The following is a 23090-nucleotide window of genomic DNA, read 5'->3' on the forward strand; positions in this document are numbered from 1 at the left end:
GCCGCGCTCAGTACGCGTTGCGGCCCACCAGCCCGTGAACGACCGTGGCCGCGATGATGCGCATGTCGAGCCAGAACGACCAATGCCCGAGGTAATACAGATCGTGCGCTACACGCATTTCCATCTTTTCGAGGCGATCGGTTTCGCCGCGAAATCCGTTGACCTGCGCCCAGCCGGTAATGCCGGGCTTGATGCGATAGCGGTGGATATAGCCCTTCACCACGCTCTGATACAGATCGTCGTGCTCGAGCGCATGCGGGCGGGGACCGACCACCGACATATCGCCGCGCAGCACGTTGTAGAACTGCGGCAACTCATCGAGACTCGTGCGGCGCAGGAACGCGCCGAGACGTGTGACACGCGGGTCGTCACGCGTGGCCTGGCTCACCGTGCCGGGCGCTTCCTTGTGCTCGCGCATCGTGCGGTACTTGTAGATCGTGAACACGCGGCCGTCGGCGCCCTTGCGGCGCTGCCTGAACAGCACCGGCCCCGGCGAGGAAAACTTCACCGCAATGGCGATGCCGATGAGTAGCGGCATGAGGCTCACGAGCGCAAGCGCCGCGAACACGCGATCGAACACCGCCTTCTTGAACTGCGCGCTCGCGGGCAGCGGCGAAGCGACGAGGTTGATCGCGGGCACGCCGAGCAGCTCGATCACCGTACTGGTGTCGAATAGCGCTAGCGAGCGCACGTCCGGAATGAAGCGGATATTCACGAGGTCGTTGCGAAATTCGCTCACGAGCCGCACCACTGTGCGCTCCTCGGCAAGCGAAAGGGCGAGCCACAACTCATGCACGTCATGCTCGCGGATGTACTGCGCGAACGCCTCGATCGTGTCGCACACCGGCGTGTCTTTCTCGCTGGCGGGCCGCGCCGATTGCGGCGTCGTGTTGTAGAGGGCGCTCGCGCGAAAGCCCGAGCCCGGCTCCGCGCCGATGCGCCGCACGATCTCGTCGCACTGCGTCGCGGACCCCGCAATGGCGACCTGATGGAGATTCATGCCCGCGCGCCGCATGTGCGCAAGCACGCCGTGCGCGAGGAAGCGCCACGTAATGAGCAAGCCGCCTGCAAGCGCGGTCCAGTAAGCGAACCACAGGCGCGAAACGACGTCGACATGATGCATCGTGGAGTACATCGAGATCAGCGCGCAGCCCTGCACGACGAGCCACGCAAGCGACACCTGGCCCGCGAGCAGCGCCTTGGAGCGGCCGCGCCACGACTGGTAAAGCTCGAACGCCGGAAAGATCACGAGCGCGAACGCGGCGGCGAGCAGCACGAAGGCTTCGTTCACGCCGCGCGGCACCACATCGTCGAAGCGGATCTCCGAAGCTACGCTCGCGCCGATCATCACGGCAGATACGTCGAGCACTCTCGCCATCAGATTTTGCAGCTCGCGCATGCTTTCTCCTTTTTTCTCCCTGCAGGCCGTGCTGCTGCCCTCAACCGCAGCGGCCATACGTATCGTCGAAACGGACGATGTCGTCCTCTCCCAGATACGCGCCCGACTGCACCTCGATAATTTCGAGTGGCACCTTGCCCGGATTTTCCAGCCGGTGACGCACGCCGAGCGGAATGTACGTGGACTCGTTCTCCGTCATAAGAAAGGATTCCTCACCACGCGTGACGAGCGCGGTGCCGCGCACGACCGTCCAGTGCTCGGCGCGATGGTGATGCAGTTGCAGCGAGAGCCGCGCGCCAGGCGTGACGACGATGCGCTTGACCTGAAAGCGCTCGCCGGAATCGATCGAATCGTAGAAGCCCCACGGACGTTGCACCTTGCGATGCGAATCCGCTTCGGGCGCATGCTCGGCCTTGATGCGCGCAACGAGCCCCTTCACGTCCTGCACCTTCGAGCGGTCCGCGACGAGAACCGCATCGGCGGTCTCGACCACCACGAGGTTCGAGGTCCCCACGCAAGCCACGAGCCTGCCTTCGGAATGCGCGTACGTCGCAACCGCCCCCTCGAACACCACACGCCCGCGCCCGACGTTGCCGTCCTCGTCTTTTTCCATTGCGGCCCACACGGCGTCCCACGAGCCGAGGTCGGACCAGCCCGCATCGAGCGCGACCACCACGCCCTCGGGCGTCCAGCCATTGCTGCCCGATAGCCGCTCCATGACCGCGTAGTCGATCGAGTCGGCGGGCGCGCCCTTGAAGGCCTCCGTGCCCGGACGGAACACGGCGCCGTCTTCCTTTCCATCGACGAATGCAGCAAGGCACGCTGCATGCATGTCGGGCTGCAGTGCGCGCAGCGAGTCGAGCCAGACGCTCGCGCGCATCACGAAGATGCCGCTGTTCCACCAGTAGCCGCCCTGTGCGATGTATTGCGTGGCGAGTTCCGGCGCGGGCTTTTCGACGAAGCCGTCGATACGGTGCGCGCCGTCGGCAATCGCCTCGCCCACACGGATGTAACCAAACCCCGTTTCGGGCGAGCGCGGCGGCACGCCGAGCGTCACGATAGCGCCGCGCTGCGCGTGGCGCGCGGCGCATTCGAGCGCGCTCTGCAGCGCATCCGTATCGGCAATCGCATGGTCCGAAGGCATGACGATGAGAATCGCGTCGTCACCGTTCGCGCACGCAAGCGCTGCACCGAGCGTGAGCGCCGGCGCCGTGTCGCGCCGCGCGGGCTCGACCACGAGCCGCGCGTCGATACCGCACGCATGCAACTGCTCGGCGATCACGAAGCGGTGTTCTTCACCACATACGACGATTGGCGCGCTCGCGACCTGCCACTCCGATGAAAAGCCGTCTAACCGATGCACGGTTGCCTGCAGCAGCGTATCGCTGCCCACCACACCAATTAGCTGCTTAGGGAAATGTTCGCGCGACATCGGCCACAAACGCGTTCCGGAACCTCCCGCCAGCACGACAGGCACGATACGCGTGCACGCCGCGGCTTCGACGCGAGCCTGACTCTGGCCCTCCTGAATCGATGACCTCTCATTCATCTTCGGACTCCTTCATATCGGGCAGGATCACCTCGGCTCGCGAAAAGCGACCCCGTTTGTAACGAAGTGCGACCGTTGTTACCGCGGCGTTACGAGACGGCTACGCCGGCCTCGCGGCGGCTTTGCTCGCGGTATTCGGTGGGCGAAATCATCATGCGCTTGCGAAAGATCTTGGCGAGGCGGTCGCCATTGCCCATGCCCGTGCGGCGCGCGATCTTGTCGACCGGCAACTCCGAATCGGTGAGCAGGCTGCAGGTGATGGCAAGGCGCGCATGCAAGAGGTAATCGGATGGCGTGATGCCCATCTCCAGCTTGAAGCGGCGCAGGAAGTTTCGCTCGCTCATCGCTGCGACCTGTGCCGCGTCGGCTATCGAAATGGCGCGCTGACAGTTTTCCTGCAGCCAACGCGCGGCTGCACGGACTTTGTCAGCCGGTGCGCTGCCGAGCGCATCGCCGAGAAACGGCAACAGGTTGCCGCCCGAATCGGGCATGAGCCGCTCAGTCACGGCACGCGCCACATCCACACCGAGATCGCGCTTGACGAGCGTGAGTGCGCTCTTCATCGACTCGAGCCGGTCGCCGGCGTCGCCGCTTGCTTCCTCGCGGCCCGTTTGCACCGCATACGAGCCGAACTCGTGCTGGGTGCGCTGGCCGCACAGACTCGCCGCCTCGAGCAGTGAACGACCTTCACCAATCGGACGAATGGTGCCGGTATTCGCATGCACGCGACGCAGCCATGCGACGAGACGCTCGTCGTTGGCGGCCGCGAAGGCGCCCTTGCCACCCGCCACGAACAGCGCGTCGAAACCGACGTAGTGGCGAGCATCGAGTCCGTCCGTCCAGACCCGCACCGACGACGAGCACGTCACGTTGCCGCCATCGGCCGAAAGGATGCTGACATCGTATGGTGAACTGCGAGCGGTATCTGTCGAGAGTTCGTTCGCCACATGAAACACTTCAGCCACAATGCCGGCGCCGAGGAGCGAACAACCATCGAACAGCAGAATTGCGATATGACGCACCTCTCGACTGATGCCCGCGGTCACTAGATGCGGGCGACTGAACGACGGTAAATCCAGACTTGCGTACGCCATGCTTTTCCCCTAAACAATCCCCCGTATCAAGCGAAAAGTCCCGGTAATAGCATTTCGATAGCATTCCATGTGCAGTGCATCATATGCAGAGAAAAATTCCTGCAACGACGACTGACCGAAACTGGCGAGACATTGGCGCATTTAGTCCGGTCGAGGACCGTTTAGAAGCTTGGGCGCCAAGTCGAATGACAAAACGCAAACTGCGTGAAAGGCAATTTGTTCGATTACATCGGTTTGGGCAAAAGTGCCGGATAACCGTTACAGGCCGGTATTTTCGCCTTTGTTACGACAAAATCGTTCGATGCCTTCCGATCGATGCGTGCGCATGGGATGGAAGAGAAACGAGCAATAAAAGACTGCGCCTCTATTCGTCTGATTAAATGATGTTTAAGAAGCTTTGCGCCCGGATTTCGAGCACGCGATGCGAATTTTAAACCTGTTAAATCCTGTTTGCGCCGCACAATAAAAAAATTCACAAAATCCCGCCTTATATGATTGGACTCCGAGAGCACTGCACAACCTGCACGCGGAGCTTCGAGGGAAAATTGCGCGAAAAGCCTGGACGCTGGCGTCAAATGACTGGCTCGAACAACTAGGCTTACCCTTTCATGCAGTGAGGAACCTGCCCATGACATCGCGCCTAGCCCTTGCATCCGCACTCGTGACGCCTCGTTTCGCGCGCCGCTCGCGCGCCTGTTCATGGTTGCCGGCTGCGGCGCTCGCACTCGGCATCCTTCTGCCGGCCATGAATTGCCGCGCCGCCGACGCGCCCGTTTGCAGGAGCGCCGACAGCCGCGCGGCGACAGACGCAAGCGACGATCCCATCTCGGCCGATACGCCCGGCAGCGACGGCACGCGGCTTTTTCCGCGCGGCAAGAGCGTGCGAATCGACGTGACCACGCGCGCGACGCGCGACGACAAGGTGCAATGGCAGATCGCGGATACGTGGAGCCGCCCGCAGGCCAGCGGCAACTTCACGGTAGCAGCCGGCCCTCGCGTCACGTCGCTCACCTGCACGCTGCCACAGGCGGGCTACTTCGCGTTTTCGGCGTCGCTGGCTTCGCAGCCCTCGACTGGTTTGCCCCAGCGCGGCACGCGGCCAGCCGGCATCACGACGTTCGGCGTGCTGCCCGATGTGAGCGCAGCACTTCCCGCACCCGCCTTTACACGCCAGGACCTGCACCGCTTCGGCGGCCAAGGCTCAGCATATATCGCGCCCGGCCAGCACTGCTGCGGCGGCGACGGCTTGCGTCCGCTCTACACGAACCTCGGCCTGGCATGGGCCAACGACAAGCGCGGCTGGTACGTCATGGAACCGAAAGGTCCCAATACATTCGATCCTGCCGCCTCAGAACTCGATCTGCAGTTCAAGCCCGGCGACATCATGCGCTTGATCACGGTCGACGGCTTTCCCGCGTGGGCGAGCCCGAACGGCCAGGAGACCCACAGCTACCTGCCTTCTTCACTGGCCCAGTTGCGCGATTACATGGCGCGCGTAGGCACGGAGTCCGCACGCATCCGCGCGCGCGTCTTCCCCCGCCAGGCGCACAATTACTATCAGGTCACATGGGAGCCCGACAAGGACGGCGGGCTGCCGTGGAAAGACACGGACGCGCATTTCGTCGATCTCTACAAGACCGTCTACGAGGGCTTGCACTCCACCGACACGTCGGCGATCGTGATGGGCCCAACCTATGCAGGCGTGCAGGGCAACACCGAGTGGCTCAAGAAGTTCGCACCGTTTGGCATTGCTAAATATATCGACGGCGTGACGATCCACGGCTACTACGATTTCGGCACGAGCCCTTCGCATCCACCGGAGCGTTTGTACGGCGCGCCCGAAAAGGGCACGCTTTCGCTGCCCGAGGCCATGCGCGAGCTGCGCGCGACAATGCGCGACATGCTCAAGCCCGGCGCGCCGCTCTTTGTCACCGAAACAGGTATTAGTTACGACATTGGTACGAACTACGCGGCCAACTATCCCGACGCGCAAACGCTCTACGCGCAAGGTGCGGTGGTCGCGCGCGCGCATCTGATCCTGCTTGGCGAAGGCGCGGACACCACGTTCATCTTCTATGGCGCGGACATGCCGGAGACGACGCCCGGCTATGGCGTGTTCTTTGAACTCGAGCATCCGAAGGGCATGTACGGCGCCTCGAACATCAGTCCGAAGCCGGCCGCGCTCGCGGTCGCGACCATGACGCGGCTGATCGACGGTACGTATACGCTCGGGCCGCTGCGCGGCACGCCGGCGGGCGTCTATGCGTACGCGTTCGCGCGTCCGGGCGGTGGCGGCAATAAAGACGGCAAAGGCGGCGGCAAGGTGATCACCGCGCTGTGGAGCCACGACAACGCTCGCTGGAGCGCGAAGACGGGCTTCGATGCCACGCGTGCAACGAACTACACGCTTCAGGTGGACGCGCGCGGGCGCTCGGGCCAGGTCAGCGTCTTCGACATGATGGGCAATCCGACCACGATGACTTACAACGACGGCATGCTCCCGCTGCGCCTGACCGAATCGCCCGTTTATGTGGTGTCGGACAACGCCGATATCGCCAGATCGAACGCTGTCACACCCGCGGGCTACGTCGCGCCGAAGCCTTGAGCGCCTGGTCGGCTAGCCGCATCTTGGCCCACGATAGCGAGACTTCGGCGGTTGCGGACAGTGCAACGCGATATTGGCCCGCCTAGACTGCTCTTGAACGTGCCTCGCACGCGCCGTGTGCGCAGCGACTGCGCTTCGGATCATCTAATCGACACGACCGACACCCCGCGGATACGCTCGTCCATGCTCTCACCGACAGAATTCCTGGAGGTGGTGCGGCTCGCACCGCTCGTCGCGATCGACTTGATCGTCGCCGACGCCGACGGCCGTGTGCTCGTGGGCCAGCGGCGCAATCGCCCCGCACGCGGCACCTGGTTCGTTCCGGGCGGACGCATTCACAAGGACGAACGGCTGGACGCCGCGTTCACGCGCATCGTCGAAACAGAGCTGGGCATTGCGAGCATGCAACGCTCCTCGGCGCGCTTCGTCGGCGTATACGAACATCACTATCCCGACAACTTCGCGGCGGAGAACGGTATCGGCACGCACTATGTGGTGCTCGCCTATGCATTCATGCTGGACAGCACGGTGCCCGTCGGGCGCTTCGACCAGCATAGCCAGTACGCGTGGCTCTGGCCCGAGGAGCTACTCAAGCGCGACGACGTGCACAAGAATACGAAACAATATTTTTGCTGAAAACGCGCAAGCGCCACACACACACCCGCCCCTCTGCGTTCCGCGCGCGGCTTTCGAATACCTCGCGCGTGGGGTGCGTTCGCCCTTGTGCGCGCTTGTATGTACTGGAGGCGCCCAAGCGCAACGCCCGGCCAGGGCCAGCCCCGCCTCCCAGCGCATATCGAGCCATTCTGCCAACTTCTCGGCATTTTCAGACTGCGCCGTGCGTCAGGGGCGCACCGGCCTATCATGAATCCCGAAAGCGTGATGTGACCGCGTGTAACAGCCCAAAGCAGCCCCAAGCAACCGGATCAGGGCGCGCGGCGCAAAAACGCAACGTACTCCTGCGAATCCTTTCTGCGCGAGGAACCGGCCATGTACATCGACAGGGTGGTCTGCCGGCAAGCCGCTTTCCAGCCGCGCGGCGCTCACTTGAAGTTCGGACACGTGGCCAAACGCATAGGCATCCTGGTTTTCGAGGGCTTCCCGCTCGGGGATGTGACCTTGCTCGCCGACGTGTTTCGTCTCGCGAACGATGCCTGCGCCGACACGCTTCCTGCTTATTCGGTCGTGATGCTTTCCGAGCCTGGCGGCAACGTGGCCAGCGGCTGCGGCCTGCGGATCTGGTCCGAGAGCCTGCATGGCCCGCTGCGCAGCGGCTTCGACACACTGTTCATCGCCGGCGGCCCCGGTGCGATGATGGCGCGCGACAATCCGCGGCTCATCACGCGGCTTCAGATGCTCGCACCGAAAGTGCGCATCATCCGCGCACTCGGCGAGGGCCGCGCCGTACTCGCCGCCGCCGACGTGCCCTTTCTGCGCACGGGCGGCAATACGGCGAATTCGGCGCAGCGGCTGCGCCGCGCGCTGGAAGCGCGCAACGCCGGCGCTTCGGTCGTGACGCCTTCCGAGGCGCTCGTCGCGGCGCTGAAAGTGGTCAAGCGCAATCATGGCGTCGCGCTCGCGCAGCGCGTTTCCGAGGACTCGATGCCGGGCTCGTGGGAACGGCTCGGCCCTATGCTCGACGATGGCGAAGCGGACAGCGCAAACGGCAAGATCAGCTCGGCCGCTCACTGGCTGCGCGAGAACTACCATCAGCCGATCTCGGTCGCCGATGCGGCGCGTGTCGCGCAGATGAGCATGCGCAACTTCCTGCGTCACTTCAAGACGCAAACGGGACTCACGCCGTCCGAATATCTGCTGCGCACGCGGCTCGATGCGAGTTGCCTGTTGCTCGCGCAAACCAATCTTCCGATCGACGAGATCGCGCAACGCTGCGGCGTGCCGCGCGGCGAGCGCCTTGCGCGCATCTTCCGGCGCAGGCTCTCGATTTCGCCATCGGGGTATCGCGCGGTCAACAGGCGGGCTTCGACCGAATGACTTCCGTTGCAAATCGATACACGATTGACTGCCTCACACGCAAGACGCCGCGTTTTCACGCGGCGTCTTTTCATTCGGTCTACTAATGGTTAACACCAGTGCGCGCCGTTACAGTATGCCGGAGCCGAAAATCTCCGTGTGAATGCGCGAGGCGTCGACGCCGCGGGCAACGAGCGCCTCGCGCTGCTCGCGCATGAACGCCACGGGGCCGCACAGGTAGTAGTCGGCGTCGGGCAGCAGCACGTCGGCTTCGATGCGGCCGATATCGATGCGCCCTTCGAAGTCGTAGTCCACGCCGCGGCGGTCGTTTGCGCCGACTTCTTCGTAGAACACCGCGCGCTTGACGTTCGGGTACTCGGAAACAGCGTGACGCAGGAAGTCGCGGAATGCGTGCACCTTCGCGTTGCGGCATGCGTGCACGAAGGTCACCTTGCGCTCGCTGCGCTCCGCGATCAACGTGGAGAGCATCGACTTCATCGGCGTGATGCCCACGCCGCCGCTCATCAGCACGACCGGCGTCGTCTTCTTGCGATCGAGCGTGAACTCGCCCATCGGCGCGCTCACGTGCACCACCGCGCCCTCTTCCACGCCGTCATGCATGAGGTTCGACACGTGGCCCGGCTGTGCCTCGCCTCGGCCGGCTTCGCGCTTCACCGAAATGCGCAGCCACTTGCCGTGAGGCGCGTCCGAAAGGCTGTACTGACGCGGCTGGTCCACGCCAAGCTTGTCGACGAAGCGCGTCACGCTCACGTACTGCCCCGGCTCGAAGCCGCCTGCGGATGCGCCGTCGGCCGGCGCGAGATAGAACGAGGTAATTTCGTCGCTTTCGACTTGCTTGCGCATCACCTTGAACGGGCGGAAGCCGCTCCACGAGGCGCCCTCGTACAGCTTCGCCTCGGTGCCGATCATGATGTTCGCGAGTTGCTCGTAGGCCACGGCCCAGGCGTCGAGCGTGGGCTGGTCCACGGCGTCGCCGAGCACGTCCACGACCGCGCCGAGCAGATGGCGGCCGACGATCGGATAGTGCTCCGGACGGATGTTCAGGCTCGCGTGCTTGTGCGCGATATGCGTGACCGCGCCACCGAGCGCGCCCAGATTGTCGATGTTCGCCGCGTAGGCATAGACCGCGCGTGCGAGCGTTTCGGGCTGACTGCCGCTTTGCTGGTGCGTCTGGTTGAAGATGTTCTTGAGCTCGGGGTGCGCGGCGAACATCCGCTTGTAGAAATGCGTGGTGATCGTGGCGCCGTGTTCGGCGAAAACGGGCGCAGTGGCCTTCACGCGGGCCATCTGGTCGGCGGTGAGCGCAGTCATTTGCAGCTTCTCCTCGTTAAAGATGCACATAAGATACATCTTTAACGCGGCAGCCCGACCCGGGCATTTTGTCGCACCCCGGCAATCTGCGGATTGTGCGAGGCGTGAATTCGCGGCGGATGGCCGTGGGGGGACTTCGGCAGGGCTTTTGCGGTGCGTTAGCCAGTCCCTTTCGGCGATGACGCGCTGCTTGTGCCCTTTTATTCCCTACTCGCCCTTGCCTGCGCCACGGTCGTGCCGCCAAAGCACGTCGCTGCCTCCCTCAGCCCGATTAAGCACGCGCGCGAGCACGAACAGCAGATCGGAGAGCCGGTTGACGTAGCGGCGCGGCGTATCGGCGAGCGGCGGGCCCGAGTTCGGCGCTGCGCCCAGTGCGACGACAACGCGCTCGGCGCGCCGGCACACCGTGCGGCACACATGGGCGAGCGCGGCAGCCCGTGAGCCGCCTGGGAGAATGAATTCCTTGAGCGGCGGCAGCGTGCCGTTGTAATGCGCGAGCCAGGCGTCGAGCCGCGCGAGGTGTTCGTCGGTCACGAGCGTGTGGCCCGGAATGCACAGTTCGCCGCCCAGATCGAACAGGTCGTGCTGGATGGCGACGAGCGCCTCGCGCACGTCGTCGGGCAGCGTCTCGCACAGCAACACGCCGATCTGCGAGTTCAGTTCGTCGACGTCGCCGATCGCGGCGATGCGTGCGTCGTCCTTGCGCACGCGGCTGCCGTCGCCGAGACCCGTAGAGCCGTCGTCACCGGTGCGCGTTGCGATCTTGCTCAGGCGATTGCCCATGTTGTGCCCTCCGAGGCGAAAAATTCGCGCAGTTCGCGCGTGACGCGCGCCCAGCGCCACCAAAAGCGCGCATATCCGGCGGCCATTATAGGTTTGATGCGTCGCAGCAAAGGGAGCGCGGCTTTGCGCCCCGGACGTTCAGCGTAAAATGGTCCACGCCAGAAGTCATACCCATACGAAGGAGACACCCGCGTGAATCACCCCGCGCCGCCGGCTCTCGCACGCCGCCCGTTCCCCGCCGAACTCCTCGATGAACTGCGCAGCGCGTTCGGCGAACGCGTCTCCACCTCGGAAGCCGTGCGCGCCCACCACGGCCGCGACGAGTCTCCCTTCGATCCGCAACTGCCCGACGCCGTGGTGTTCGCGCAGAGCACCGAGGACATTCAGACCGTCGTCAAGCTGTGCGCCCGTCATGGGGTGCCGATCATTCCCTACGGCAACGGTTCGTCGCTCGAAGGTCACTTGCTGGCCGTGCAGGGCGGCGTGTCGATCGACCTCTCGCAGATGAACCGCGTGCTCTCGATCAACGCCGAAGACCTCACGGTGACGGTCGAGCCCGGCATCTCGCGCAAGCAGCTCAATGAAGCGCTGCGCGACACGGGTCTTTTCTTCCCGATCGACCCGGGCGCCGACGCGAGCATCGGCGGCATGACGGCCACGCGCGCCTCGGGCACCAACGCCGTGCGCTACGGCACGATGCGCGAGAACGTGCTCGGCCTGACCGCCGTACTCGCCGACGGCCGCGTGGTCAAAACCGGCACGCGCGCACGCAAGTCGTCGGCAGGCTACGACCTCACGCGCCTTTTCGTGGGTTCGGAAGGCACGCTCGGCGTGATCACCGAAATCACGGTGCGGCTCTACCCGCAGCCCGAGGCGGTCTCGGCGGCGGTGTGCGCGTTCCCTTCGATGGCCGAGGCCGTGCGCACGGTGATCGAAACGATTCAGATTGGCGTGCCGATCGCGCGCGTGGAATTCATCGACTCGCTCGCGGTGCGCGCGATCAACAAGCATTCGAATCTCACGCTGCGCGAGAAGCACACGCTCTTCTTCGAATTTCACGGCACCGAGGCGGGCGTCGCGGAGCAAGCACAGCTCGTGCAGGAGCTTGCCGCACAGCATGGCGGCGAAGGCTTCGAGTGGGCCACGCACCCCGAGGACCGCAGCCGCCTGTGGAACGCACGCCACAACGCCTATTTCGCGATGCTGCAACTGAAGCCCGGCTGCCGCGCCGTGACGACCGACGTGTGCGTGCCGATCTCGCGCCTCGCCGAATGCGTGATCGAGACCGAAACCGATCTCAAAGCCTCGCCGCTGCCCTGCCCGATCGTCGGCCACGTGGGCGACGGCAACTTCCACGTGGCGATCCTGATCGATCCTGACAAGCCCGAGGAGATCGACGAGGCCGAGCGCCTGAACCATCGCATCGTGCAGCGCGCGATCGCAATGGACGGCACCTGCACGGGCGAGCACGGCGTGGGTCTGCACAAGATGGGTTTTCTCGTGGAGGAGCACGGCGCGGACACCATCGACACGATGCGCGCGATCAAGCACGCACTCGATCCGCACAACCTGATGAATCCGGGCAAGATCTTCAGCTGGGCGGCGTAACCAACGAGCAAGCGCGACACGCGCGCAAAAGCGCTTAGCGAGCGCAAACAACCGCAACAGACGGGAGGAGACATGAACGCACCAGACGCGAACTTGCCCGAGCTGAGCCCGGAGGCGCTCGCGCAGCGTCAGCGTGAGGTGGTCCAGGCGTTGATGGCCGTGCTGCCAGCGCATTGCCTGCTGCATCGCGAGGAGGACACCGTCGCCTACGAGTGCGACGGCCTTGCCGCCTACCGGCGGCTGCCGCTCGCAGTGGCGCTGCCGGAAACCGAGTCGCAGGTGCAGCGCATCGTGCAGATCTGCCGGCGGCTCGACGTGCCGGTCGTGCCGCGCGGCGCGGGCACCGGCCTGTCGGGCGGCGCCATGCCGATCCGGCACGGCATCGTGCTCTCGCTCGCGCGCTTCAAGCGCATTCTCGAAGTCGATCCGTACGCGCGCACGGCTACCGTACAGCCTGGCGTGCGCAATCTGGCCGTTTCCGAAGCGGCGGCGCCTTTCGGCCTCTACTACGCGCCGGATCCCTCCTCGCAGATCGCCTGCACGATAGGCGGCAACGTTTCGGAGAATTCGGGCGGCGTGCACTGCCTCAAGTACGGTCTCACCGTGCACAACGTGCTGCGCGTGCGCGCCGTGACGATGGATGGCGAGATCGTCGAATTCGGCTCGCTTGCGCCCGATGCGCCGGGCCTCGATCTGCTCGCGGTGATGATCGGCAGCGAAGGCATGTTCGCGATCGTTACCGAAGTGACCGTCAAGCTGATTCCGCGCCCGCAAACGGCGCAGGTCATCATGGCGAGCTTTGACGATGTCGTGAAGGGGGGCGACGCCGTAGCGGGCATCATTGCCTCGGGCATCATTCCGGCGGGCCTGGAGATGATGGACAAGCCAGCCACGCGCGCCGTGGAGGAGTTCGTGAACGCCGGCTACGACCTCGACGCCGCCGCGATCCTGCTGTGCGAAGCCGACGGCACGCCCGAGGAAGTCGCCGACGAAATCGCGCGCACGACCACGGTGCTGCGCGAGCATGGCGCCACGCGCATCCAGATCTCGCGCACCGAGGAAGAACGCCTGCGCTTCTGGTCGGGCCGCAAGAACGCGTTTCCGGCGGCGGGCCGCATTTCGCCCGACTATTACTGCATGGACGGCACGGTACCGCGCCGCGCGATCGGGCCGCTGCTCGCGCGCATCCACGAGATGGAAAAGCAGTATGGGCTGCGCTGCATCAACGTATTCCATGCGGGCGACGGCAACATGCACCCGCTCATTCTCTTCAACGGTAATGACCTCGACGAATGGCACCGCGCCGAGGCCTTTGGCTCGGACATTCTCGAAACCTGCGTAGAACTGGGCGGCACGGTGACGGGCGAGCACGGTGTGGGCATCGAAAAGATCAATTCGATGTGCGTGCAATTCTCGCCGCAGGAGCGCGATGCGTTTCACGCGGTGAAACACGCGTTCGACCCGGCCAGACTGCTGAACCCCGACAAGGGGATCCCCACGCGAGCGCGCTGCGCCGAATACGGGCGCATGCACGTGCGGGGCAATCTGCTGCCGCACCCTGAATTGCCGCGCTTCTGACAGACGCACGACCACGCGCAAGGCATCGCGCCATTTATGCGTTTCGCGTGACCCGCATGAGGGTCCGCTCCGGGTTGTCAGGCGAGGTTCGCTCAGTACAATCGAGCGAACCATATAACGAACGAGCGCGACCATCACGACATGGAAGAGGACGACATCGTCTCGGACTGGTCCGAACGCATCCGGGCAGCGAGCGCCGATGGGCGGGCGTTGCGCATTCGCGGAGGGGGCACCAAGGACTGGTACGGCCAGTCGCTCGAGGGTGAGATTCTCGACACGCGCGCACACCGCGGCATCATCGCGTACGACCCAGCCGAACTGGTGATCACGGCCCGCGCCGGCACACCGCTTGTCGAAATCGAAACGGCGCTTGCGGCCCACGGCCAGATGCTCGCGTTCGAGCCGCCGCACTTCGGCGCCCAGGCCACCCTGGGCGGCTGCATTGCCGCAGGCATTGCCGGTCCCCGGCGGGCGAGCGCGGGCGCACCGCGCGACTTCGTGCTGGGCGCGGTGCTCATGAACGGCCACGGCGAGGTGCTGCATTTCGGCGGCCAGGTAGTGAAAAACGTGGCGGGCTACGACGTCTCGCGGCTCATGGCGGGCTCGCTCGGCACGCTCGGCCTGCTGTTGGAGCTTTCGGTGAAGGTGCTGCCGGTTGCGCAAGCGGAAACCACGCTCAAGTTCGACATGAACGGCACCGACGCCGTACGCAAGCTCAACGAATGGGGCGGCCGCCCGCTGCCGATGACGGCGAGCGCCTGGCGCAACGGAACGCTCGCGGTACGCCTCGCCGGCGCGGAGGCGGCCGTGAAAACCGCGCGCGCGAGCCTGGGCGGTGAGGTGGTGGACGCCGTGGAGGCCGAGCGCTTCTGGGCGGGGCTGCGCGAGCAGACCGATCCGTTCTTTGCCTCGATCGCACCGAATGCGGCGCTGTGGCGGCTCGCGCTGCCCTCGATCGCGGAGCCCTTGCAACTGCCAGGCGCGCAACTCATGGAGTGGGGCGGCGCGCAGCGCTGGTGGATCACGGAAACCGACGCGCAAACGGTGCGCATCAGCGCGAAGCAGGCCGGCGGTCACGCCACGATGTTCCGCACGGGGCGTGACTACGACCGCAGTGCGGGCGTCTTCACGCCCTTGCCCGCGCCGCTCATGAAGATCCATCGCGGTCTGAAGGCCGCCTTCGACCCGGCCCGCATCTTCAATCGCGGCCGGCTGTATTCCGACTTCTGACGACACCCACACGCGGCGATGCAGACGAACCTCGCGGACTTCATACGCAACACCCCCGACGGCGACGAAGCCGACGCGATCCTGCGCAAGTGCGTGCATTGCGGCTTCTGCACCGCGACCTGCCCGACCTATCAGTTGCTCGGCGACGAACTGGACGGCCCGCGCGGGCGCATCTATCTGATGAAGCAGATGGTGGAAGGCGCGCCCGTGACGAAGAGCACGCTCACGCACCTCGACCGCTGCCTCACGTGCCGCAGTTGCGAGACGACCTGCCCTTCGGGCGTGCAGTACGGGCGCCTCGTGGAAGTGGGCCGCAAGCACGCGGAACAGATGGTGCAACGGCCGCTGCGCCAGCGCCTCATGCGCCGCCTGCTCGCGGGCCTGCTGCCGCGCCGCGCGCTTTTCACGCCGGCCATGCGCCTTGGCCAGCAGGTGCGCCCGCTTCTGCCCAAGCGCCTGCGCGACAAGGTGCCCGTGCGCCAGCGCTCGCTTGCGTGGCCCACGGCGAAGCACGCGCGCAAGATGCTGATGCTGCAAGGCTGCGTGCAGCCCTCGATGATGCCCAACATCAACATCGCCACCGCGCGCGTGCTGGATGCACTGGATATCGAGACGATCGTCTCGCCGCAATCGGGCTGCTGCGGCGCGATCCGCCTGCATATGGGCTACGCCGACGATGCGCTCGACGACGTGCGCGCGAACATCGACGCCTGGTGGCCGTACATCGAGCAAGGCGTGGAGGCGATCGTGATGAACGCCTCGGGCTGCGGCGCGACGGTGAAGGAATACGCGCACCTGCTGCGCGACGACCCGGCCTATGCGGAGAAAGCGCGCCGCGTGGTCGAACTCACGCGCGATCTTTCGGAGCTGCTGCCCGCGTTCGAGGAACAACTCGTGGCCGCAACGAGACGGCGCGGCATCAAGACGGTGGCCTGGCATCCTCCCTGCACGCTGCAGCATGGCCAGCAGTTGCGCGGCGGCGTGGAAAAGCTGCTCACCGCGCTCGGGCTCGACGTGCGGCTGCCCGCCGACAGCCATCTTTGCTGCGGCTCCGCAGGCACCTATTCGATCATGCAACCGCGCCTTTCCTATACGCTGCGCAACCAGAAAGTGGACCGGCTGCAGGCGCTGGAGCCGCAACTGATCGTTTCCGCCAACATAGGCTGCATCACGCACCTGCAAAGCGGCACGGCGATTCCGGTCACGCACTGGATCGAGCTGGTCGAACATATGCTGGCAACGAATTGAGCCATCGGCAACGGAACCAGCGTAACGAAGCGCGCGGCGCGCCAACAGTCGGCCATTCGGTATAGCCTTTCTGGCCAGTGTTTTGCGCCGTGCGCAGTCCGTATAATGGCCGTCGTTCTGTTCGTTTTGGATCCAAAAGCGGCGCGAGCCACGTTACGCGTCAGCCTTCAAGCCCGATGACCGATCTTTCCCACAATCTCGAAGCTGTCCGCGAGCGCATCGCCGCCGCCGCCCGCAACGCCGGCCGCGACCCGCAAAGCGTGGAGTTGCTCGCGGTTTCGAAGACGTTTCCCGCGCAGGACGTACGCGCCGCTCACGCTGCCGGCCAGCGCGCGTTCGGCGAGAACTACGTGCAGGAATCCGTGGACAAGATCGAGGCGCTCGCCGACCTGCGCGCGAGCATCGAATGGCATTTCATCGGGCCGCTCCAATCGAACAAGACACGCCCCGTGGCCGAGCGTTTCGACTGGGTCCATTCGGTCGATCGTCTGAAGATTGCCGAGCGCCTTTCGGCGCAACGTCCCGCCGGCATGGCGCCGCTCAACGTCTGCCTCCAGGTCAACGTGAGCGGCGAGGCCAGCAAGAGCGGCGTCACCCCGCAAGAAGCGCAGCAGGTCGCCAAGCAAATCGCCGCCCTGCCCAACCTGCGCCTGCGCGGGCTCATGTCGATTCCCGAGCCGGAAACCTCGCTCGAGGCGCAACGCGCGCCGCACCGCCAACTGCGCGAGCTGTTCGAAGCGCTACGCGCAGAAGGCCTCGCGCTCGACACGCTCTCCATGGGCATGTCGGCCGACCTCGAAGCCGCGGTGCTCGAAGGCGCGACGATCGTGCGCGTCGGCACCGCGATCTTCGGCGCGCGCGACTACTCTCACTGATTCATTGAACGATTCCATCACCATGAAAATTGCCTTCATCGGCGGCGGCAACATGGCCGCCGCGCTCATCGGCGGCCTGATCCGCAAGGGCGTTCCCGCCGACAATCTGTACGCGATCGATCCGAACGAGGACGCCCGCAAGCGCAGCGCCGAACAGTTCGGCGTGCGCACCGGCGCCGCCGCGGATTCCGCGCTCGCGTCGTATGACGCGGTGCTGATCGCCGTGAAGCCGCAAATCGCCAAAGCCGTGGCCGAAGGCATCGCCCCGCACCTCGGCGCGCATCAGGTCGTCATCAGCATCATGGCCGGCATTCGCATCGACGACCTTTCGCGCTGGCTGAACGGCCATGCGCGCGTCGTGCGCACGATGCCGAACACGCCCGCGCTGATCGGCATGGGCGCAACCGGTCTCGTCGCAAGCAGCGGCGTGGACGCGGCGGGCCGCCAGCTCGCGTCCGACGTGCTCGGCGCGGTGGGCCAAACGGTCTGGTTCGACGACGAAGCGAAGATCGACGCGGTCACGGGCATCTCGGGCAGCGGCCCGGCCTACGTGTTCTATTTCATCGAAGCGCTCGAAGAAGCGGCGCGTCAGCTCGGCATGGACGAGCAGCAAGGCCGCGCGCTCGCCATCGCCACGTTCGCGGGTGCTGCACAGCTCGCGCTGCAATCGGACGAGCCGCCCGCCGTGCTGCGCGAGCGCGTGACCTCCAAGGGCGGTACGACGGCTGCCGCACTGGCGTCGTTCGACGCATCGGGCGTGAAGGCCGCCATCGTCAAGGGCGCGCTCGCGGCCGATGCGCGTGCGAAGGAAATGGGCGAGGAATTCGGCAAGCAGTAAGCCTGCCGCAGCGTCATACAAAAAAAAAGCGCCGGGTGTGTCATGCACCCGGCGCTTTTTCGTTTGGAGTCGAGCTGGCCTTAGAGTCCCGCGACGGCGTAATGGGCCGCGATCCCCACGAACAGCACGCCGCCCAACCAGTTGTTGTGGCGGAAGGCGGCGAAGCACGGCATGCGCTCGCGGCCCTTGATCAACGTGTAGTGGTAAATCGCACAACCCGCCGCAGCCGCCCAGCCAAGCCAGTAAAGCCAGCCGAAACCCAGCGTCAAACCCACCCACACGTAAATGCCAAGCGTCACCGCGTAGCAGAGCATGATCGCGAGCACGTCGAACCGGCCGAACGTGAGCGCCGAGGTGCGAATGCCGATCTTGATGTCGTCGTCGCGATCGACCATGGCGTACTCGGTGTCGTAGGCGACGGACCAGAATACGTTCGCGACCAGCATGATCCATGCGAGCGCCGGCACATGGTCCTGCACGGCGGCGAACGCCATCGGAATGCCGAAGCCGAACGCAATGCCCAGGTACGCCTGCGGAATCGCAAAGAAACGCTTGGTGAACGGATAGGACGCCGCCACGAACAGCGCCACGACCGAAAGCTGCTTCGTGAGCGCGTTGAGCGGCAGGATCAACAGGAACGACACGAGCGCGAGACCCGCGGCAATTGCTACCGCCTCCCAGGCGCGAATGCGGCCCGACGTGATGGGACGCTCGGCGGTGCGCTTCACGTGGCGGTCGAAGTCGCGGTCGGCGTAGTCGTTGATCGCGCAGCCCGCCGAGCGCATCAGCACCGTGCCGATCGTGAAGATGATCAGCAGCGAAAGCGGCGGACGGCCGTCGGAAGCGATCCAGAGCGCGTTGAGCGTCGGCCACAGCAGCAGCAGGCTGCCGATCGGCTTGTCCATGCGGACGAGCCGCAAATAGAGCGGGAGTCGGGCGAACATGATCGGGGCGGGAAAAGCGATGCCGCTATTGTAGGCCAGGGCGCCGCCTTGCCGCCCGCGCCCTTGCCGCGAGCCGCACCCGCGCAAAATACAAAGGCCCGCCGGACGTCCGGCGGGCCTTTCATTGCCCTTCCCGTGCGGCGCCGCTGCGCATCAGGCCAGCAGCGAGCGCAGCATCCACGCGGTCTTTTCGTGCGTCTGCATGCGTTGCGTGAGCAGGTCGGCGGTCGGCTCGTCGTTGGCGGCTTCCGTCGACGGGAAGATCGCGCGCGCGGTGCGCACCACGGCTTCCTGGCCTTCCACCAGCTGGCGGATCATGTCTTCCGCGTTCGGCACACCGTCCGCTTCGGGAATCGACGAGAGCTTCGCGAACTCCTTGTAGCTGCCCGGCGCATGCACGCCCAGCGCACGAATGCGTTCGGCGATTGCGTCCACGGCCAGCGCGAGTTCGTTGTACTGCCCCTCGAACATCAGATGGAGCGTGTTGAACATCGGCCCCGTCACGTTCCAGTGGAAGTTGTGCGTCTTCAGATACAGCGTGTAGGTGTCTGCGAGCAGGCGCGAGAGACCATCCGCGATCTTCTTGCGATCCTTGTCGCTGATGCCGATGTTCACGTGCTGTACGGTTGCTTTTTTGGCCATGACGACTCCTTGTGTAGCAGTGAGACTACGCGTGCGTGTTGCGATCCGGTTGCGTCGCCTGGCGCCTCTCGATAATGGCGCGCGAACGCTCGATCGGCCGTCAGTGTAGCCTGGAAATATCGGAAACCCTGTTCATCCGGCCCTACTGCCGAGCAACGTGCGCAGCACGTTTAGTGCCCCGTGAAGTGCGCAAGGGCTTGCATGGCGATCGCCACGAAGCCGCTCGCCACAATCGCGAAACCCACCATGCGGCGCACGATCTGCGTGCCTTCCGCGCGCGTGCGCGCCATCGTGGCGGCCTCGCCTCGTCCCATGGTCCTGAGGGTCATCGTCATCGTACGGGTCATGATCGTGCTCCTTTGGTGCTTCGGTGCTTCCTGGAAGTCCTGCTTCGGGCGCGGCTCGTTGTCCCGGCGTTGCGACAACAAACCGCGCCTTCCACCTTATTTAGCCAGCTTCGCGATCGCGTCGATCACACCTTGCGCATACGCCGGGTCGGCGCGGCGGAAGTGCTCGATCTGGCGCGCCACGATCTCCGCGGGCACACCGCTGATGTGTCGCGCGATGTTCGCGAAAAGCCGTTCGCGCTGTCCCGCGTCGAACAGCCGGAACAGCGCGCCCGGCTGGCTGTAGTAGTCGTCGTCTTCGCGGTGATCGTAGTGATCGACCGCACCCGCTGCGAGCGGCGGTTCACCGGCCTGCGGACGCTGAGCGAAGTCGCCGAAGCGGCTCGGCTCGTAGTTCACGTTGCCGCCCAGGTTGCCGTCGGTGCGCATGGCGCCGTCGCGGTGGAACGAGTGGAACGGGCAACGCGGCGCATTCACCGGAATCTGGTGATGGTTCACGCCAAGCCGGTAGCGCTGCGTGTCGCCATACGAGAACAACCGCCCCTGCAACAAGCGATCCGGCGAGAAGCCGATGCCCGGCACCACGTTCGCCGGTGTAAAAGCGGCCTGCTCGACATCGGCGAAATAGTTCTGCGGATTGCGGTTCAACTCGATCGTGCCGACGTCGATCAGCGGATAGTCCTTGTGCGGCCAGACCTTCGTGATGTCGAACGGGTTGTACGGCACCTTCGCGGCATCGGCCTCGGGCATCACCTGAATACGGAAGTGCCACTTCGGGAAATTGCCCTTCTCGATCTCGTTGAACAGATCGCGCTGCGCCGATTCGCGGTCCTGAGCAACCACCTGCGCCGCTTCGGCATCGCTGTAGTTCTCCACGCCCTGCGCCGACTTGAAGTGGAACTTCACGTAAAAGCGCTCGTTATTCGCGTTGATGAACGAGAACGTGTGCGAACCGAAACCGTGCTGCTGGCGATAGTTCTTCGGAATGCCGCGGTCGCTCATGAGGATCGTCACCTGATGCAGCGACTCCGGGTGACGCGACCAGAAGTCCCACGCGGCCACATTGCTGCGCATGTTGGTGCGCGGATCGCGCTTTTGCGTGTGGATGAAGTCCGGGAACTTGAGCGGATCGCGAATGAAAAACACCGGCGTGTTGTTGCCGACGATGTCCCAGTTGCCCTCTTCCGTATAGAACTTGATCGAGAAGCCGCGCACGTCGCGCTCGGCATCGGCTGCACCGCGCTCACCCGCCACGGTCGAGAAACGGATGAAGAGCGGCGTTTCCTTGCCGACTTCGCCGAACACCTTGGCCTTCGTGTAACGCGAGATGTCGTGCGTGACCTTGAGCGTGCCGAACGCGCCCGAGCCCTTCGCGTGCACGCGGCGCTCGGGAATCACTTCGCGGTCGAAGTGCGCGAGCTTTTCGAGCAGCCACACGTCTTGCAGCATCACGGGGCCACGCGGGCCGGCAGTGAGGGAGTTCTGGTTATCGACGACGGGTGCGCCGGCTGCCGAGGTGAGAGTACGGTCGGTCATGCTGGATTCCTTTCTTGCTTGCGGGTGTGTTCTGGAATGCGGGGAATGCTGCGGCGCGCTGGCGCGAGAGCGTCAGGCAGACAACGCGCGGTCGACCAGCAGCGAGAACCACACAGTGCGAAGGCCGGAATCGGCGCGTGCCGAGGTGCTGGGTGCGGGCGTGTTCGAGTGGGTGGTTTGCATCGCTTCCTCCAGTTGGGTTGCCGGTTGGTGTCGGTTGGAGGAAACTTTATCAAAGACTATCTATATCGATAATTTGATTTACTTAATCTATCGAATAGACGTTGATTATTGGGGTCGCAAGAAACGCAGGGGGAGGGAACGGTGGCGCGGGCGAATGCCGCGCCAGAGAGGAAAACGCGCCGCGCAGCCCGAAAGCGCACGGCGCGATGACCGTCAGGCAGCCTCGGCGGGTGCCTCGATCTTCTTCACGCCGGGCAACTCGCAGGCGTGAATGGCGTCGACGATCGCCTCGATCGCCGGCATGCGCGTGAAGCTCTTGCGCCACGCGAGCACCACGCGGCGGTCGGGCACCGGTTCGTCGAACGGCACGTACGACAGCAGCCCGGAATCGACGCCGCCCGCGTGCGGCTTCACCTCGGTCACCGACATGCGCGGCAGCACGGTAATGCCAACTCCGCTTGCGACCATATGGCGGATGGTTTCCAGCGACGAGCCTTCGAAGGTCTTCTGGATGCCGTCGGCGTTTTGCGAGAAGCGCATCAGTTCCGGGCACACGCCCAGCACGTGGTCGCGGAAGCAATGGCCGCTGCCGAGCAGCAGCATGGTTTCCTGCTTAAGGTCGTCCGGATCGATCTTCGGGCGCTGCTCCCACGCATGGCCCGAAGGCAGCGCCACGACGAACGGCTCGTCGTAGAGCGGACGCAGCGTGAGGCCGGTTTCGGGGAACGGCAGCGCCATGATTGCCACGTCGATCTCGCCCTGCTTGAGCAGTTCGATGAGCTTGAGCGTGTAGTTCTCCTGCAGCATGAGCGGCATTTGCGGCACACGCTTGATCATCTGCTTGACGAGCGTGGGCAACAGGTACGGCCCGATCGTGTAGATCACGCCGAGGCGCAGCGGCCCGACGAGCGGATCCTTGCCCTGCTTGGCGATTTCCTTGATCGCGAGCGTCTGCTCGAGCACGCGCTGCGCTTGCGTGACGATCTGCTCGCCGATGGGCGTCACGCTCACCTCGCTCGTGCCGCGCTCGAAGATCTGCACATTCAGTTCGTCTTCGAGCTTCTTGATGGCGACCGAAAGGGTCGGCTGGCTCACGAAGCAGGCTTCCGCGGCCCGTCCGAAGTGGCGCTCTCGAGCTACCGCGACAATGTATTTCAATTCAGTGAGCGTCATTCGGGGACCAATCAAAAAGGGTGATTCAATAGCTTGTACTTATACACCTATGGCGGCGATTCGCCAATAATCAACACCCCTATGCGGGGCGTGATCAAAGCAAAAGGGTCAGACGGCGTTGGCGCGCGCAGGTTCCGCGCAATGCGCTAAAT

19 protein-coding genes are annotated in these 23090 nt (G+C 64.7%); 9 read left to right on the plus strand and 10 right to left on the minus strand.

Annotation, left to right across the window (positions count from 1 at the left end; genetic code table 11):
* Nucleotides 1–7: 7 nt before the first annotated feature.
* The 3 genes from U5A52_RS06015 to U5A52_RS06025 form a co-directional block, all read right to left on the minus strand.
* Entirely contained in the window at nucleotides 8–1399 is a 1392-nt protein-coding gene (locus U5A52_RS06015) for an undecaprenyl-phosphate glucose phosphotransferase (protein WP_321913134.1), read from the minus strand.
* A 40-nt stretch (nucleotides 1400–1439) separates the two neighbouring features.
* Nucleotides 1440–2948, minus strand: a complete 1509-nt coding sequence (locus tag U5A52_RS06020; RefSeq protein WP_321934262.1) for a mannose-1-phosphate guanylyltransferase/mannose-6-phosphate isomerase — start codon at nucleotides 2946–2948, stop codon at nucleotides 1440–1442.
* Nucleotides 2949–3037: 89 nt separating this feature from the next.
* Nucleotides 3038–4042: a GlxA family transcriptional regulator gene (locus U5A52_RS06025; RefSeq protein WP_321913136.1), complete on the minus strand. Its 1005-nt coding sequence runs from the start codon at nucleotides 4040–4042 to the stop codon at nucleotides 3038–3040.
* A gap of 628 nt (nucleotides 4043–4670) precedes the next feature.
* Between U5A52_RS06025 and U5A52_RS06030 the strand changes: the two genes are divergently transcribed.
* The 3 genes from U5A52_RS06030 to U5A52_RS06040 all read left to right on the plus strand — a co-directional run bounded on the left by U5A52_RS06030 (nucleotide 4671) and on the right by U5A52_RS06040 (nucleotide 8642).
* On the plus strand, nucleotides 4671–6647 hold the full coding sequence (locus U5A52_RS06030; protein WP_321934263.1) for a hypothetical protein: 1977 nt from the start codon (nucleotides 4671–4673) through the stop codon (nucleotides 6645–6647).
* A 183-nt stretch (nucleotides 6648–6830) separates the two neighbouring features.
* A complete protein-coding gene (locus tag U5A52_RS06035) occupies nucleotides 6831–7283 on the plus strand; it encodes a GDP-mannose mannosyl hydrolase (protein ID WP_321913138.1) in 453 nt (150 codons plus the stop codon).
* Nucleotides 7284–7637: 354 nt separating this feature from the next.
* Nucleotides 7638–8642, plus strand: coding sequence for a GlxA family transcriptional regulator (locus tag U5A52_RS06040; RefSeq protein WP_321934264.1), 1005 nt, complete (start codon nucleotides 7638–7640; stop codon nucleotides 8640–8642).
* 108 nt (nucleotides 8643–8750) lie between these two features.
* Here the strand turns inward: U5A52_RS06040 and hmpA are convergent, their stop codons facing one another.
* Nucleotides 8751–9953 carry an NO-inducible flavohemoprotein gene (gene hmpA, locus U5A52_RS06045; RefSeq protein WP_321934265.1) on the minus strand — a complete coding sequence of 401 codons (1203 nt, stop codon included), beginning with the start codon at nucleotides 9951–9953 and terminating at the stop codon, nucleotides 8751–8753.
* Nucleotides 9954–10160: 207 nt separating this feature from the next.
* Complete coding sequence (locus U5A52_RS06050; RefSeq protein WP_321934266.1) at nucleotides 10161–10736, minus strand: cob(I)yrinic acid a,c-diamide adenosyltransferase; 576 nt, start codon at nucleotides 10734–10736, stop codon at nucleotides 10161–10163.
* Between the two features lie 192 nt (nucleotides 10737–10928).
* Between U5A52_RS06050 and U5A52_RS06055 the strand changes: the two genes are divergently transcribed.
* The 6 genes from U5A52_RS06055 to proC all read left to right on the plus strand — a co-directional run bounded on the left by U5A52_RS06055 (nucleotide 10929) and on the right by proC (nucleotide 18113).
* Nucleotides 10929–12344, plus strand: coding sequence for an FAD-binding oxidoreductase (locus U5A52_RS06055; protein ID WP_321934267.1), 1416 nt, complete (start codon nucleotides 10929–10931; stop codon nucleotides 12342–12344).
* Between the two features lie 72 nt (nucleotides 12345–12416).
* Nucleotides 12417–13922, plus strand: a complete 1506-nt coding sequence (locus U5A52_RS06060) for an FAD-linked oxidase C-terminal domain-containing protein (protein ID WP_321913143.1) — start codon at nucleotides 12417–12419, stop codon at nucleotides 13920–13922.
* Between the two features lie 141 nt (nucleotides 13923–14063).
* Nucleotides 14064–15152, plus strand: coding sequence for a glycolate oxidase subunit GlcE (glcE, locus tag U5A52_RS06065; protein ID WP_321913144.1), 1089 nt, complete (start codon nucleotides 14064–14066; stop codon nucleotides 15150–15152).
* A gap of 18 nt (nucleotides 15153–15170) precedes the next feature.
* On the plus strand, nucleotides 15171–16400 hold the full coding sequence (gene glcF / locus U5A52_RS06070; RefSeq protein WP_321913145.1) for a glycolate oxidase subunit GlcF: 1230 nt from the start codon (nucleotides 15171–15173) through the stop codon (nucleotides 16398–16400).
* A gap of 176 nt (nucleotides 16401–16576) precedes the next feature.
* The gene (locus U5A52_RS06075; RefSeq protein ID WP_321913146.1) at nucleotides 16577–17275 is read left to right on the plus strand and encodes a YggS family pyridoxal phosphate-dependent enzyme; all 699 of its coding nucleotides are present in this window, start codon (nucleotides 16577–16579) and stop codon (nucleotides 17273–17275) included.
* A 22-nt stretch (nucleotides 17276–17297) separates the two neighbouring features.
* Nucleotides 17298–18113 (plus strand): pyrroline-5-carboxylate reductase, encoded by an 816-nt coding sequence (gene proC / locus U5A52_RS06080; RefSeq protein WP_321913147.1) that lies wholly within the window; start codon nucleotides 17298–17300, stop codon nucleotides 18111–18113.
* Between the two features lie 80 nt (nucleotides 18114–18193).
* Here the strand turns inward: proC and ubiA are convergent, their stop codons facing one another.
* From ubiA to U5A52_RS06105, 5 genes are all read right to left on the minus strand, one after another.
* Nucleotides 18194–19057, minus strand: a complete 864-nt coding sequence (gene ubiA / locus U5A52_RS06085; protein ID WP_321913148.1) for a 4-hydroxybenzoate octaprenyltransferase — start codon at nucleotides 19055–19057, stop codon at nucleotides 18194–18196.
* Nucleotides 19058–19210: 153 nt separating this feature from the next.
* Nucleotides 19211–19699: a Dps family protein gene (locus tag U5A52_RS06090; RefSeq protein ID WP_158756997.1), complete on the minus strand. Its 489-nt coding sequence runs from the start codon at nucleotides 19697–19699 to the stop codon at nucleotides 19211–19213.
* Nucleotides 19700–19869: 170 nt separating this feature from the next.
* On the minus strand, nucleotides 19870–20046 hold the full coding sequence (locus U5A52_RS06095) for a hypothetical protein (RefSeq protein ID WP_321934268.1): 177 nt from the start codon (nucleotides 20044–20046) through the stop codon (nucleotides 19870–19872).
* A gap of 96 nt (nucleotides 20047–20142) precedes the next feature.
* Nucleotides 20143–21582: a catalase gene (locus U5A52_RS06100; protein WP_321934269.1), complete on the minus strand. Its 1440-nt coding sequence runs from the start codon at nucleotides 21580–21582 to the stop codon at nucleotides 20143–20145.
* Nucleotides 21583–21978: 396 nt separating this feature from the next.
* Entirely contained in the window at nucleotides 21979–22938 is a 960-nt protein-coding gene (locus U5A52_RS06105) for a hydrogen peroxide-inducible genes activator (protein ID WP_069268466.1), read from the minus strand.
* Nucleotides 22939–23090: the final 152 nt, after the last annotated feature.

Origin of the sequence: Paraburkholderia sp. J8-2, assembly GCF_905220195.1 — a bacterium.
Classification (GTDB): Bacteria; Pseudomonadota; Gammaproteobacteria; order Burkholderiales; family Burkholderiaceae; genus Paraburkholderia.

Coding starts and splice junctions, on each gene's coding strand:
- U5A52_RS06015 (WP_321913134.1), bottom strand. CDS start 1,399: ATGCGCGAGCTGCAAAATCTGATGGCGAGAGTGCTCGACGTATCTGCC.
- U5A52_RS06020 (WP_321934262.1), bottom strand. CDS start 2,948: ATGAATGAGAGGTCATCGATTCAGGAGGGCCAGAGTCAGGCTCGCGTC.
- U5A52_RS06025 (WP_321913136.1), bottom strand. CDS start 4,042: ATGGCGTACGCAAGTCTGGATTTACCGTCGTTCAGTCGCCCGCATCTA.
- U5A52_RS06030 (WP_321934263.1), top strand. CDS start 4,671: ATGACATCGCGCCTAGCCCTTGCATCCGCACTCGTGACGCCTCGTTTC.
- U5A52_RS06035 (WP_321913138.1), top strand. CDS start 6,831: ATGCTCTCACCGACAGAATTCCTGGAGGTGGTGCGGCTCGCACCGCTC.
- U5A52_RS06040 (WP_321934264.1), top strand. CDS start 7,638: ATGTACATCGACAGGGTGGTCTGCCGGCAAGCCGCTTTCCAGCCGCGC.
- hmpA (WP_321934265.1), bottom strand. CDS start 9,953: ATGACTGCGCTCACCGCCGACCAGATGGCCCGCGTGAAGGCCACTGCG.
- U5A52_RS06050 (WP_321934266.1), bottom strand. CDS start 10,736: ATGGGCAATCGCCTGAGCAAGATCGCAACGCGCACCGGTGACGACGGC.
- U5A52_RS06060 (WP_321913143.1), top strand. CDS start 12,417: ATGAACGCACCAGACGCGAACTTGCCCGAGCTGAGCCCGGAGGCGCTC.
- glcE (WP_321913144.1), top strand. CDS start 14,064: ATGGAAGAGGACGACATCGTCTCGGACTGGTCCGAACGCATCCGGGCA.
- glcF (WP_321913145.1), top strand. CDS start 15,171: ATGCAGACGAACCTCGCGGACTTCATACGCAACACCCCCGACGGCGAC.
- U5A52_RS06075 (WP_321913146.1), top strand. CDS start 16,577: ATGACCGATCTTTCCCACAATCTCGAAGCTGTCCGCGAGCGCATCGCC.
- proC (WP_321913147.1), top strand. CDS start 17,298: ATGAAAATTGCCTTCATCGGCGGCGGCAACATGGCCGCCGCGCTCATC.
- ubiA (WP_321913148.1), bottom strand. CDS start 19,057: ATGTTCGCCCGACTCCCGCTCTATTTGCGGCTCGTCCGCATGGACAAG.
- U5A52_RS06090 (WP_158756997.1), bottom strand. CDS start 19,699: ATGGCCAAAAAAGCAACCGTACAGCACGTGAACATCGGCATCAGCGAC.
- U5A52_RS06095 (WP_321934268.1), bottom strand. CDS start 20,046: ATGACCCGTACGATGACGATGACCCTCAGGACCATGGGACGAGGCGAG.
- U5A52_RS06100 (WP_321934269.1), bottom strand. CDS start 21,582: ATGACCGACCGTACTCTCACCTCGGCAGCCGGCGCACCCGTCGTCGAT.
- U5A52_RS06105 (WP_069268466.1), bottom strand. CDS start 22,938: ATGACGCTCACTGAATTGAAATACATTGTCGCGGTAGCTCGAGAGCGC.